Consider the following 13,116-nt stretch of genomic DNA (forward strand, 5'->3'; position numbering starts at 1 on the left):
CTGTTGCTGTTGCTGTTGCTGTTGCTGTTGCTGTTGCTGTTGCTGTTGCTGTTGCTGTTGCTGTTGCTGTTGCTGTTGCTGTTTTAGCTTTTCTTCTACAACCGATAGGTTTTTCTTCGCGGCTTCAAAGTTAGGCTTTTCCTCTAGCAGTTTTTTATACAAATCAGCCGCATCTTCTAATTGACCATTTTTAGCGAGCGAGTTGGCGAGGTTATAGCGGCCGTTAAGGGAGGCATCATGAGAAAATGCTTCGATAGCGGCTTCGTAGTCACCTTTTTGATAACTGGCGGCTCCTTTCCAGCTTGGGTTTGTAAATAGGTTTTGCGCCTGTTCATACTCACCTTGCTTGTATAGTTCCGCTCCTTGTTGGTCGGCATTTAAGAACGGATTAGCTTCTGCATGCGGTGTCCACGTTACTGGGACTACAGTCGCAACTACCATCCAAATCAGGCCGCGTCGAAACAGTAAAGCGGCAGGAAGAAGTAACAACGGCAGTAACCAAAAGCCACTGTTGAGACGAGAATCAGTTTTAACTTCTTCGCTTTGGGTCGCAGAAAGCTGGCTACCAATGTTATTGGTAAAGGCCGCGATGTTTTCAACATCACGGTTGGTGTGTTGAATAGGAACAAATAGGCCACCAGTCTTATTCGCTAGCGTTTGTAGATTTTTCAGATTTGTTTTCGCTACGACGGTTGTGCCTTGTGCCGTTTTTAGCAGAGAGCCATCGGGCAGCGCGATAGGCGCACCGTTAGGAGTCCCGACGGCAAGAACAGAAATGCGAAACTTTGTACCTTGGACTAAATCTAACGCGCGAGACAGCTCTGACGTATCAAGATCATCCGCTAACACGATGATATCGCCTTGTTGCGTGCCGGCTTGAGAAAACTGGTTGATCGCAAGTTCAATCGCGGCAGGCAGGTTTGCTCCTTGAAAAGGCATCAGCTCTGGTGACAAATTTTCGATAATGCCCGCAAGCGTGCTGGAATCAGTTGTCAGTGGACTTAAGTTATAGGCATCGCCAGCGTAAGCAATAAGTCCAGTGGCTCCCTCTTTCCATTTAGGCAGCAAATCGAGCGCCTTATAACGTGTTTGTGCTAGCCGATTGGGTTTGATGTCTGTAGCAAACATAGAGCGAGACATATCAAGCACCAAGATACGGTTTTGGTTTAACTCAAAGCTTGGTCGAGCATTGGACTGCCAGCTTGGCCCCGCTAATGAAATGCAAGTTATTGCCCAAGCTAAACCCCATAGAGTGAAGTAATGCTTAGACTGCGTGTTTTGTCCGAGCATCCGCGATAGGTGAGGGGCAATCAGTGTGGACTTTTGGGCTCTAAATTTGTGATTAAGCAAGAGTGCTATAGGGATCACGATGAGCCCCAAAAGCCAATAAGGATTGAGGAAAATAAACTCAGCCATGTTTTCTCCTTAATAGGAATAACAATACCGATAATACAAATGCAGCGCTTAATGGATATGGAAACCATTCAGACTGTGGGCGCCAAGTTTGTGTGTCGCTAGATACGGGTTCTAGCTGGTTGATGGTGTCATAAATCTTTTCGAGCTCTTCCGTATCTCGCGCTCGAAAATATTGTCCACCTGTCACCTCTGCCACTTTAGTCAGTGTTTGTTCATCTAAGTCGGCTGCGGTGTTGACTTTGCGAGTCATGAAAAACTCTTTCACCATCATTTCACCAGCGCCCACGCCCACGGTGTAAATAGTGGCGTTGTATTTTTTCGCAATTTCCGCTGCTTCTAGCGGCTCGAGTACCCCTGCAGTATTGCTGCCGTCACTGAGCAAAATCATGACTCGTTGGGGAGCATCACTGTCTACAAAGGTTTTTGTGCCTAACCCAATACCATCACCAATGGCGGTTCGTTGACCAACCAAGCCGATGACGGTTTGATTAATCTGTTGCATGACGCTTTTTCGGTCTGCAGTGAGTGGTGTTTGCAAATAAGCATGGTCGCCAAACAAAACAACTCCGAGACGGTCACCTTTTCTCTTTGCTACGAAATCAGACAGAACTTTTTTGACTGCTGTGAGGCGATCGATATATTCGCCGTTGAGTTCCATGTCTTCCTGCTGCATCGAACCGGACAGATCGACGACTAACATCAAGTCCCGATATTTGGGTTGGAATTCAACGGGATCACCAAACCAAACTGGACGCGCACAAGCGACGACAAGAAGGCCCCAGATCGCGATTGAAAGTGCTTTTTGCAGCGCTTGCTTAGGCTTGCTGCGATTCTCATTGGTTGGTAAGTACGCCAATTTGATCTCGGCTTGTTGAGATTCTTGTGGCAGGAACTTGTATACCAGCCAGGGGATGGGCAACAAAAACAGTGCCCACCACCAGACAAATTCAATGTTTAGCCATTGGGCAAGATCGGTTATGAGTGTTTGCTCAGTCACGGTTATTTGCCTTTTTCTTTGGTGGTAAAGCGTAGGTTATCCAAAAGACACAATCGTCTACCAAGCTTTGATGCTGCCCTTGGGAAGAATTCTGATACAACGCTTCTTGCCACTGATGTTGTTTGTCTACGAATCGACTTTCTTTGGTATGGCTATCGAGAAATTCATACCAAGCGATTCCGGTTAATGGTGCGATCTCTTCACGCGGAAAGTAACTCAATGCTGCCTGGCGCAATATTTCCAGAGCAGAAGAGGGGGTATGAGGCGCGGTAGGTTGAGTTAAAAGTGTTAATGCTGTCTTTTTTGCGCGTAAGTGTTTTTTACGCCATCTCACATAAAGACAAATGCCGAAAACGAAGAGCAAGGTGGCTGCAAGCACCACCCACCATCCCCAAGCGAGCGGAAACCAATCCGGTGCGTTTGGCAAAATCAAAGGTTCAAGGTCTAGGCTTTGGTTGTTTGTTGTCATTATTATTACTGCTTAATAAATACTGCTTGTCAGTTTGTTAGCTTAATTGTGAAATTAAGGGCCAGCCACTTGATAGCGTGTTAAATGGAATTGCTATCGAATGGCACTGCTGCTTAATGGTTTCTTGATGTTGGGTAAAGTGGTTTTCGAGTTCTCTTCGTTGTCCTTTAGAGCCAAAGTTAAACCATTGACTATGCAGCCCATCCGAAGCTTTCACTTGACCTCTAAAGTCTGTTTCGCCTCTTTCTAACGGATCATAAAATTGAACAGCCCTTACGCTATTGTGTTGTTTGAGTCGACGTAGTTGTGCCAGTTCCGTTGGTATTACGTGGGCAAAATCACTGAGCATAATCAATTCGCTACCTTTTGGGGTGAGCGTATGAAGTGTCTCCAATACTTGTGCATACGGCAGTGTACGAGTGTCGTTGCTTGCAGTACGAGTTACTTGCGCATTATGTATGTCGACTATGGCGTTAAGAATCCGCAGCCCTTGTCTTTGTAAAGAAGAGGGGCGAAATTCAAGACATTGATGTCCGTCATCAATCACTGCGCCGATGCGATCTTTTTTAGCTAGAGTTAGCCAAATTAGAACACTGGCAAAGTGGGCCAATTGAACGGATTTGAGTACATACTTAGATCCAAAATGTAGACTAGAACTTAGATCAAGATAAAGAATGACCGCTTGCTCTTTATCTTCTGCAAACAACTTCGTATGTGCTTTACCGGTCCTAGCGGTGACTCGCCAATCAATGCTGCGAATATCGTCGCCAGGTTGATATTGGCGCACCTCCATAAAATCCATACCTCGCCCTTTTTGGCGACTGGTATGGTTACCACTCATCTGCGACCAGAGACTCTGTGCTGGTGGTAACCAACGTACAGATTGAGTGCGATATTGGAGCAGCTCTTCAAGGGTTAATGTCACCCCATTCGCATGAGGTGGTAATGAATGTGTAGCGGACATATCACTCACCTGTTTATGCACTGCCAACAAGGTTTAGCAGTTTATCGATGACCTGGTTTGCCGTAATGCCTTCCGCTTGAGCGTGGTAACTCAACAATAAACGGTGGCGCAGTACCGGATAAGCCATGGTTTGAACATCTTCCGGAGAGACAAAATCACGACCAGCAAGCCAAGCGTGCGCACGTGCACAGCGATCAAGAGCGATGGTGGCTCGCGGACTCACACCCATTGACAACCACTTGTCCAACTCAGTGTCATATTCGTTGGCTTGACGTGTCGCCATAACTAAACGGACGATGTACTGCTCTATCGTTTCCGCCATATGAATATCCAACACTTCTTTACGTGCGGTGAATATATCTTGTTGGCTTAACATTGGGCGTTCAACCTTTGCTTCGCCTTTTGCTTCACCGCGGTTAATACGCAAGATAGATAGCTCATGCTCCGCATCTGGGTATTCCACTTCTAAATGCAATAAAAAGCGGTCTAGCTGCGCTTCAGGAAGGGGGTAGGTCCCTTCTTGCTCTATCGGGTTTTGAGTTGCCATAACCAAAAACAACTCTGGCAGCGGGTAGGTATGACGACCTGCTGTGACTTGTTTCTCTGCCATTGCTTCAAGCATTGCCGCTTGTACTTTGGCTGGCGCACGGTTTATCTCATCCGCAAGAATAAGCGAGTTGAAGATAGGACCTGATTGGAAAGTGAATTCTCCGGTTTCGGGACGGAAGATATCGGTGCCGGTTAAATCGGCTGGCAGCAAATCAGGGGTGAACTGAATGCGGTGGAAGTCGCCTTCAACACAGTCTGAGAGTGATTTTACTGCACGGGTTTTTGCTAACCCAGGAGGGCCTTCAACTAAAATATGCCCATCCGCAAGAAGCGCAACAAGCAGTTGCTTTACCAGATCTTGCTGTCCGATGATCTGCGACTCTAAGTATTGCTGAAGAGTTTCGAAGTTAGATTTATGCATGCTTTGGACTCTCGGTATCCATATGATTTTCGTGTTGAGTATTGGTCATTTTCCATGTGAAAAAAGTTCCAACGCTCTATTGCAATTTATCTTTTCAATATTGGGACGCTACAGAGAATTGCAAGTACGTGCTATCTCTGAAAGTGCTTATTTGACAGTGTGTTACATTTATTTTTCATAATATAATGAGAAATGCCTCTAGTTTTGTACATATGAGCCGATAAAGATTCCGTGGTGTGCGTGTCATGAGATATGCACCTGATTCCCCTTGTGGGGCCAATAACAAGTGATTCTTTTAAAAGGTCCGAATATGTTGAAACTTCATTCCTTGAGCATCAAACAGAAGGTTGTACTTGGCATTACGTTTGCTGTTCTAGCATCAACAATCATTGTTGGTGTTATGGCTCAGCGTCATGCGAGAGATGTATTGAGCCATCGTCTTATTGACATCGAGCTACCTGCGATGTTGCAGCAAATCAATACCGAAATTGACCGCGAAGTTGTCGAAATGCAACAAGCGGCAAAACAGCTGGCTACAAATGAATTTATTGTTGAAGCCCTATCTAATACAGACCGTGATCCGTCAGTAGAAGTTCAGTTGGTTCAGCAGCTCAATAACGTTAAATCACAGTATGGTCTTAATGATGCGTCGGTAGCGAATCGTCAAACGGCATATTACTGGAATCAAAACGGATTCTTACGTCAACTTAACCGAACGCAAGATGCTTGGTTCTTTGGATTTACGTCGTCTGGTCAAGAAACGTCCGTGAGTGTGTTCCAAGAGGCAAATGGCGAAGTGAAAATGTTTGCCAATTTCCAAGATCTTAATGGTACATCAATGTCAGGTCTCTCTAAATCTATGGGAGATATGGTTGCTTTGCTCAATGGGTTTAAAATTGAAGATACGGGTTACGTGTTTCTCACTAATGAACAAGGCCAGATTCAAATACACCGCCAACAAGGTAAGAACCAAACTTCTATCACTAAACTATTTGGTAGTGACGCAAGTGCGCTGTTGAACAAAAATAGCTTCAACCTAATTAATGTGGAGTTTGAAGGGCAGGATACTTTTGTTTCTAGTTTGTATGTTCCTTCAATGAACTGGTTTGTTATTGGCGTGGTTCCCGTTGATGAAGTATTCGCAGACCTGAATGCGACAGCTAAAAAAATGCTGTTTACGACCATCATTGTTGCCGTTGTATTCATCCTCATGGGCGTATGGTTAGCAAACAGCATTACGAAACCAATCCGACTGATTGCCGATCGTTTTACCGACCTTGGGCAAGGTGAAGGCGATTTGGCGCAGCGTATTGAAATTAAGGGTAATGATGAAATTGCTCAGCTTTCAAAAGGCTTTAATGGATTTATTGAGAAGATTCATGCCACGATGAAAGAGGTTGCTTTAACCAGTGGCTCATTAAGTCAAGCGGCAGAAAGTGTGTCAACGAAAGCAACATCCACACACGACAACAGCCAAGAGCAGCGTGATCAAACCATTCAAGTAGTTGCAGCTATCAACCAAATGGGTGCGACCATCAGTGAAATTGCATCAAACGCGGCTACCGCTGCTGATACGGCAAATCAGGCTTCAGATAACACTCAAACTGGTCGAGAAGTTGTGATGAAAGCAAAAGAGGTGATCAGCCGCCTAGCCGATGATGTTGAAACAACCAATATTGTTGTGACGCAGTTGGCATCGACAACCAAAGATATTGGCTCGATTCTGGGTGTAATTCGTGACATCTCTGAGCAAACGAATTTACTTGCGCTAAACGCTGCAATTGAAGCTGCTCGTGCTGGTGAGCAGGGACGTGGTTTTGCGGTTGTTGCTGATGAGGTAAGAAACCTAGCTTCACGCACGGCTGATTCTACAGAAGAGATTCAGCGCATGATCAATCAGCTTCAAAGTGACGCACAAGACGCGGTAAGTGCTATGGAAGCGGGCAAAGCGGTCACCATAGAAGGGGTTACTTCTACCGATGAAGCAGTCGAGGTATTAATCAGTATTTCTGAACGAATCACCGACATCTCTGATCGTAATACACAAGTTGCAACGGCGACGGAAGAGCAATCCACGGTGGTGCATACCATTAATCAAAATATCGAAGAAATCAACGCGATAAATGAAATGACAACCGCGACAGCAGAAGAGTTGGCGGATGCAAGTCGCGATCTTCAAGCGCTCTCTTCTCGTTTAGACAAGATGGTTGGTAGCTTCAAGTTATAGAGTTGGATAGAATAGGCGAAGTTTAAAAGTTCAATCATTAATTTTAGGTAAGTACTATGAATGACTTCGAAAAAGAACTAGAGCAAATTTCTCAAGAAACCGCTCAGGAGCCAGAAGTAAAACTGCCGTCGCTAGAAGAGCAAAAAGCGATCGTCGCTGAGCTGAAAAAGCTGGAAGCGGAAGGTAAGCTGACGCCAGAAGTGTTAGAACAACACTTTGGTAAGTTTAACCAAAAAAACGCAGTTCCAATCCACTAAGTTAGGTGGTGTTTTGCCTCTAACGTGCGTGATTAAATCACCTGCTCAAACACAAAAAGGGAGTTTATACTCCCTTTTTTAATGTCTGAAAAATGCTAATACCTCTCACATACTTGCCACTTAAAAATTATTGACACTTCAATGAGTTATTAATTAGTACTAGTGATTTTCATACTTGACAATACTACCGCTCTATCTAAATCTATTGCGTATTTCAATAAAAACGACCAAGGGAATGCGATCAGGATGGAGCAGCAAAAAAAAAGAAACGTTATTTTAATCACGGAGGGAAGTCTACAGTCATCTCTGTTGAAAGATGTATTGGAGACCAAACTCGGTATTAGTGTTGCTCTAATCACGCCAGATAATCTGATTCGCGGAGTGTTACATGAATCTCTTGCATCAGCCATTATTGTTGATTGCAGCGTGATCACGGATGAAATTTTTCGCCGTTATGCGGAGTTTAAAGCGGCCAAGCAGAAAGACACGCTTGAAATCTTAATTAATTGTGAGCAATCCATATCGACAGAAGACCTCTTTGCTTGGCGTACTTTGGCCGGTATTTTCTATACCTCTGATGATATAAAAACGTTGCAAGTTGGTATTGGTAAGGTGCTTCAAGGAGATATGTGGTTCAGCCGTAAGTTTTCTCAGCAGTACATTACTTACCTTCGTCGACATTGCAAACCTATAAATAAGAATGTTTCCGCTATTCTGACCAAACGAGAGCAACAAATAATTACCTTTCTTTCCATGGGGGCGTCCAATCAACAAATCGCCGAACAATTATTTGTCAGTGAGAATACGGTAAAAACGCATTTACATAATATTTTCAAGAAGATTGATGTGAAAAATAGAGTTCAAGCACTTATTTGGGCAAAGGAAAATATTTCAGACAACTCGTTGACGGTGTAATGCTATTGCAATATGAGGTTGCCTAATTTAGTAAACTCTTAATAATTTCTGTGACCTGAATGTGTTAAAAGTGTTTCTTTTATGAGAAACACTTTTTTTGGTTCTCTTTTTAATAACTTTAGAATTTAAAAAAGTAGCAAATAACTTTACTCTGTGAACTAGCACTTACATATCAAACTAAGTGCCGACGATTAACTACTAATTTAAGAATGTTAAGTCACTGAAAGTATGAGAAACATTATGGAACAGTATATGGAAAAGCCTGAAATCCTAATGCTCACTCAACAAAGTTTACAGAGTGAAAACTTTAAGGAAATGCTTTCTAAAAATACAGAAACTAAAATAACGATCATTGATACTAAAAACCCTAGTTATCATGAACTCATTCCGGAACGCTACTTTTTGCTTGTTGATTTTTCAGTTGAGATTCCTTCCGAAACTTTAGTTTATTTAAAAGATAGTAATAAAGTGCTAGGAACTATAATGCTTAATCTAGGTTATGACTTAGACACAGAAGAACTCGCTTCTTGGCCTCATGTAAAAGGTATATTTGGTCCAGGAGATTCAATGGACAAGGTTTGTCAGGGATTAAAAGCAATAATAAAAGGGGATAATTGGCTGTCTCGAAGATTACTTGATCAGCTAGTAAATTATTATCGAGGCAGAGAAGTAAATAGCATTATCGAACCTGCTATTGAGGTTGAGCTTACTCGGCGTGAAGTTCAGGTTTTAAAAATGTTGAAAGAAGGTGGTTCAAATATGGAAATCGCTGATTCTTTATTTATCAGCGAGCATACTATTAAATCACATCTATACAATATTTTTAGAAAGTTAGAAGTAAAGAACCGTACGCAAGCTACAAGTTGGGCTAAGAGAAACCTGTAGTACTAGTATTAACTTGCTGTAATAAAAAGAAAATACTCTATAAAGTACTAAATTTTATATTTATTATTAAAATGTCAGTCTGAAATATCATCCCATATTCAAACTTATTCCTATTCAGTTGACTATTAGACTTCTCATGTCGTGACGAATCTAGTCAGACGTGGAACAGAAGGTCTATTCAATTAATAAGCTAAGAGGGAATAAAAATGAGCGCAAGTGACAATGACACGTATTTAGGCGATGCAGGTGTAAATAACCAATTTGCTGATTTCGATGGCGGCGATGATTTGTTTATCGGTTTTGGTGGTAATGACTCGTTTGTTGGCGGTGGCGGTAATGATTATGTGATCGGCGGCGACGGCGATGATCGCCTAACTGGTGGTGCTGGAGATGACATCCTTAGGGCTGGTACAGGAAACGACTACCTCGGCGGTGGTACCGGTAATGACTTGCTGTTGGGTTTGCTGGGCGACAATAAATTAAATGGTGGTGTCGGTGAAGATATTCTTGTTGCTGGTTCTGGTGACAACGTTTTAGTTGGCGGCAGCAATGGCGATAAGTTTGTGTTCACGGATAAGTTTGGTGGCCATGGCGAAGCCAAAGTTGTTGATTTCACCATTGGTGAAGACTCTTTGCACATCATTAGCGACTCTGTCACAGACTTTGGTGATTTAAGCTTTAGCTACGATGCAGTTGGGAATGCAGTGTTTACCGATGGGGCTGATCTAACAGTGAAACTTATTGGCGTGACTGAAACTGACATCAACACCTATGGTGCTGATCTGTTCGTAATCTAAACGACTGAAAATAACTCTGGATGGGAATTAGTTTGCGTGGCTCTGCCATACTGAGGTGAACTAATCGGACACTCTAGAGCGATTTGAGGTTACCTTAAGCTAGGCGCTAGTATTTCTGGCGCCTACAATTTTCACGTTAAACGGAAGTAGTCGTGCAAAAAACGGTTTTCAAAGAAGTGAAACAAAAACTATGCACGCTTGCGGGCTTGCTGATCGTTTTTAGCCTTTTTATCAACTTATTGGTTCTCTCGATTCCGCTGTACATGCTTCAAGTGTACAACCGAGTGATATCCTCCTACTCAACCGATACTTTATTCTTGCTCACTGTCATCGTAATTGTCGCGCTGTTAACCATGTCCATCATCGACATTGCACGAGCACAAATGAGTAAATCTTTTGGTTATTGGATGGACACAAAACTCTCCGCTTTCATGCTCAAGCGCACGATTCAATATCAATCACATACCGGGAAGAGTTATACCTCGCAAACTCTGAGAGACATTCAGAACATCAAAAGCTTTTTGAGCAGTCAAGCACCTTATCCACTGTTGGATGCGCCCTGGACACCGCTGTTTATTTTATTTGTGTATTTATTGCACCCGATACTAGGTCACATCGCGTTACTTGGATCTATCGTATTGTTTAGCCTAGGTCTACTTAATGAGCTGATGACGCGTAAAACAATGCAAGAGAGCGAAGTCAGAGCGATTTCTCATATCAACAACGCTGAATTAGCCACGCAAAACTCCAATTCAATTCTCGCAATGGGGATGATGAATGCATTTTTAGAGAAGTGGCAGTCGCGCGTGAGTGAAGTGAATGTGCTTGAAGAGCGAGTTGCAGGTAAGTCTATCTACATGGCTAACTTTTCTAAGTTTGTGCGTGGATCACTACAGATATTTTTACTGGGAGGTGGTGCATGGTTAGTAATCCAACATGAGATAACGGCAGGGGCGATGATCGCGAGCTCCATATTAATGAGTCGGGCATTATCGCCGATGGATCAGGCGATAGGCACGTGGCGAAGTGCGATGTCTGCTAAAGGCGCCTATAAAAGGTTGAAAGAAATCGATGCGATCGTGCGCCAAGATGAATCAGATATGCCACTGCCTAAACCAAAAGGACACTATGAGCTTACCGGACTAGCCTATCGCCATCCTGGAGCAACCGAACCAGTGCTCTCATCGATCAGCTTATCGATTCCTCCGGGTGTTGCTGTTGGGGTGATTGGCCCTTCTGGTACGGGTAAATCGACGTTTGCTCGGCTGTTATTAGGTACGGTTAAGCCATTAGCGGGTAAAGTGACTCTTGATGGAATGGAAGTCTCCGTATGGGCATCTGAAGATCGCGGCGTGCATTTTGGGTATCTCGCTCAAGAGGTGGAGTTATTTCCTGGCACAATTCGAGAGAACATCGCGCGCTTTAAAGAAGAAGACCCGGTTAAAGTTATCAAGGCGGCGCAACTAGCAGGATGTCATGAATTAATACTCAAGAAAAACAAAGGCTATGATTGCATTATTGGTGAAAATGGCCGCGGTTTATCTGGGGGGGAAAGGCAGAGAATCGCTCTTGCAAGAGCCGTTTATGGCGACCCATCTATTGTGATTTTCGATGAAGCGAATGCCAACCTCGATGGTGAGGGAGAGGCTGCGTATCAACGTTTGATTGCCCATTTAAAAGCACAGAGTACAACGATTATCGTCATTGCCCACAATCCGAGTACGTTACGACAAATGGATAGGCTGTTGTATTTGGCTGACGGCCGAGTCAAGTTATACGGCGCTAAAGATGAAGTATTAAAACGTTTGATGGGCGAAGAAAGAACAGATATCCCAAGGGTAAGAAATGAGCAATCAACTGCCAACCGTTAATCAGAGTTCTACCGAGATCGTATATCGTTTTAGCCCCAAAGCGAGACTAAGCTTTCGAAAACCAATTTTACTTGGTGTGGTGACCTTAAGTGTTTTTCTTGGAGGTCTTGGCTACTGGGCTGCAACAGCCAAATTAGAAAGTGCAGCGATTGCTTATGGTGATTTGTCAGTTCTCACTAAGCGACAAGAAATTCAGCATTTAGAAGGCGGTATTATTGAAAAGCTATATGTACAGGAGGGGGATTTAGTCGAAAAAGGTCAGTTATTAATTCAACTTTCTAAGCGTCAAGCTATGGCTAAGTTGGACTCGTTAAGTGGTCGTTTTATCCATACTCTAGCAAAGGAAAACCGTTTAAGTGCGGAGCTTGACGAGCTTCCAACGATTGTATGGTCTGATGATCTTGAAAGCATTCCCCGTGTCGATATCGTACAAGAAGCACAACTGGTTCAAAACAAGATCTTTGAAGCGAGAAAGCGATTCTTTGATAGTAAACTGAGTATCATTGAGCAGAGTATTTCTGGAGCAAATTTAGAGCTTGAAAACCTTCAGCAAACCAAAGTGATTGAGACGGAACGACTCAACTTTATTGCTGAAGAAATAGACAGCAACCAAGCCTTGGTGCAAAAAGGTTTCTCGGGAAAATCTACTTTACTTCAACTCAAGCGCTTAGCAGCGGAGGTGAGAAGTACCTTAAGCCAGTTAGACAGGCAATCGCTCACCGTTAGAAAAAGGTTAGATGAGAACCTAGCGCAAATTGAAGAGTTGAAGCTTGAAAGGCTGAATGAGATTGTCGAGGAACTACGAAATACCAAAACGGAAATTGTCGCAATTCGGGAAGAATATCGCTCCGCTCAAGATATTGTCGCAAGAACAACGATCAACGCACCTATTTCTGGTCGCGTAGTCAACATGCAAGTGTTTACCGAAAAAGGTGTGATTGGGTCGGGTGAAACGTTACTAGAACTGGTCCCGCAAGACGATAAGTTGTTAGTCGAGGCTCGTGTTAATCCTCAGGATATTGATTTAGTGAATCCAGGCCAGCAAGCGCATGTTCGTCTGACCGCTCTGAATGCACGGACGTTGGCACCTTTAGACGGTACAGTGCTGACGATTTCTGCCGATAAGCTCTCGCAAGAAAACCAAGAAGATTTTTATCTCGCTAGAATTGCAATTTCACCGGAAGATGTGACAAAACATCGTTTAACCTCAGGCATGAATGCCGAAGTGCTTATTTTATCTGAGCCACGAACGCCATTGAGCTACCTAATAAAGCCAATTACAGAAAGCATGAATCGCGCCTTCAGAGAGGAGTAATTTCAAAAAGACTTGAGTGAGCACGGACAACAG

Annotated in this window: 12 protein-coding genes; 7 read left to right on the top strand and 5 right to left on the bottom strand. The window is 43.5% G+C overall.

The genetic code is table 11. The features are described from left to right. From R7Q47_RS02015 to R7Q47_RS02035, 5 genes are all read right to left on the bottom strand, one after another. Positions 1-1,416, bottom strand: a 1,416-nt coding sequence (locus R7Q47_RS02015; protein WP_318088571.1) for a VWA domain-containing protein, incomplete at its 3' end; no start/stop codon positions are given. After that, positions 1,409-2,413, bottom strand: coding sequence for a vWA domain-containing protein (locus R7Q47_RS02020; RefSeq protein ID WP_050550100.1), 1,005 nt, complete (start codon positions 2,411-2,413; stop codon positions 1,409-1,411). The genes R7Q47_RS02020 and R7Q47_RS02015, both read right to left, overlap by 8 nt. Then, entirely contained in the window at positions 2,406-2,882 is a 477-nt protein-coding gene (locus R7Q47_RS02025) for a DUF4381 domain-containing protein (protein WP_017821862.1), read from the bottom strand. Before R7Q47_RS02025 ends, R7Q47_RS02020 begins: the two co-directional genes overlap by 8 nt. 37 nt (positions 2,883-2,919) lie before the next feature. Next, a complete protein-coding gene (locus R7Q47_RS02030; protein WP_154203995.1) occupies positions 2,920-3,846 on the bottom strand; it encodes a DUF58 domain-containing protein in 927 nt (308 codons plus the stop codon). A gap of 13 nt (positions 3,847-3,859) precedes the next feature. Then, positions 3,860-4,816: an AAA family ATPase gene (locus R7Q47_RS02035; RefSeq protein WP_025768547.1), complete on the bottom strand. Its 957-nt coding sequence runs from the start codon at positions 4,814-4,816 to the stop codon at positions 3,860-3,862. Positions 4,817-5,126: 310 nt separating this feature from the next. Between R7Q47_RS02035 and R7Q47_RS02040 the strand changes: the two genes are divergently transcribed. The 7 genes from R7Q47_RS02040 (at position 5,127) to R7Q47_RS02070 (ending at position 13,083) form a co-directional block, all read left to right on the top strand. Further along, a complete protein-coding gene (locus tag R7Q47_RS02040) occupies positions 5,127-7,043 on the top strand; it encodes a methyl-accepting chemotaxis protein (protein WP_017821859.1) in 1,917 nt (638 codons plus the stop codon). A gap of 56 nt (positions 7,044-7,099) precedes the next feature. Next, positions 7,100-7,300, top strand: a complete 201-nt coding sequence (locus R7Q47_RS02045; RefSeq protein WP_005375165.1) for a restriction endonuclease subunit S — start codon at positions 7,100-7,102, stop codon at positions 7,298-7,300. A 246-nt stretch (positions 7,301-7,546) separates the two neighbouring features. Continuing rightward, a complete protein-coding gene (locus R7Q47_RS02050) occupies positions 7,547-8,215 on the top strand; it encodes a LuxR C-terminal-related transcriptional regulator (RefSeq protein WP_062730913.1) in 669 nt (222 codons plus the stop codon). A gap of 228 nt (positions 8,216-8,443) precedes the next feature. Continuing rightward, positions 8,444-9,100 carry a LuxR C-terminal-related transcriptional regulator gene (locus R7Q47_RS02055; RefSeq protein WP_031777174.1) on the top strand — a complete coding sequence of 219 codons (657 nt, stop codon included), beginning with the start codon at positions 8,444-8,446 and terminating at the stop codon, positions 9,098-9,100. Positions 9,101-9,306: 206 nt separating this feature from the next. Continuing rightward, positions 9,307-9,897: a calcium-binding protein gene (locus tag R7Q47_RS02060; RefSeq protein WP_005375168.1), complete on the top strand. Its 591-nt coding sequence runs from the start codon at positions 9,307-9,309 to the stop codon at positions 9,895-9,897. A gap of 152 nt (positions 9,898-10,049) precedes the next feature. Next, positions 10,050-11,768 carry a type I secretion system permease/ATPase gene (locus R7Q47_RS02065; protein WP_318088572.1) on the top strand — a complete coding sequence of 573 codons (1,719 nt, stop codon included), beginning with the start codon at positions 10,050-10,052 and terminating at the stop codon, positions 11,766-11,768. Further along, on the top strand, positions 11,743-13,083 hold the full coding sequence (locus tag R7Q47_RS02070) for an HlyD family type I secretion periplasmic adaptor subunit (RefSeq protein ID WP_005383906.1): 1,341 nt from the start codon (positions 11,743-11,745) through the stop codon (positions 13,081-13,083). Before R7Q47_RS02065 ends, R7Q47_RS02070 begins: the two co-directional genes overlap by 26 nt. The last annotated feature ends 33 nt before the right edge of the window (positions 13,084-13,116 follow it).

The sequence above is a fragment of the Vibrio sp. Vb0349 genome, from assembly GCF_033338975.1.

What these genes read in the sequence shown, in the direction of transcription:
- R7Q47_RS02025 (WP_017821862.1), bottom strand. Translation starts at nt 2,882, where the DNA reads ATGACAACAAACAACCAAAGCCTAGACCTTGAACCTTTGATTTTGCCA.
- R7Q47_RS02030 (WP_154203995.1), bottom strand. Translation starts at nt 3,846, where the DNA reads ATGTCCGCTACACATTCATTACCACCTCATGCGAATGGGGTGACATTA.
- R7Q47_RS02035 (WP_025768547.1), bottom strand. Translation starts at nt 4,816, where the DNA reads ATGCATAAATCTAACTTCGAAACTCTTCAGCAATACTTAGAGTCGCAG.
- R7Q47_RS02040 (WP_017821859.1), top strand. Translation starts at nt 5,127, where the DNA reads ATGTTGAAACTTCATTCCTTGAGCATCAAACAGAAGGTTGTACTTGGC.
- R7Q47_RS02045 (WP_005375165.1), top strand. Translation starts at nt 7,100, where the DNA reads ATGAATGACTTCGAAAAAGAACTAGAGCAAATTTCTCAAGAAACCGCT.
- R7Q47_RS02050 (WP_062730913.1), top strand. Translation starts at nt 7,547, where the DNA reads ATGGAGCAGCAAAAAAAAAGAAACGTTATTTTAATCACGGAGGGAAGT.
- R7Q47_RS02055 (WP_031777174.1), top strand. Translation starts at nt 8,444, where the DNA reads ATGAGAAACATTATGGAACAGTATATGGAAAAGCCTGAAATCCTAATG.
- R7Q47_RS02060 (WP_005375168.1), top strand. Translation starts at nt 9,307, where the DNA reads ATGAGCGCAAGTGACAATGACACGTATTTAGGCGATGCAGGTGTAAAT.
- R7Q47_RS02070 (WP_005383906.1), top strand. Translation starts at nt 11,743, where the DNA reads ATGAGCAATCAACTGCCAACCGTTAATCAGAGTTCTACCGAGATCGTA.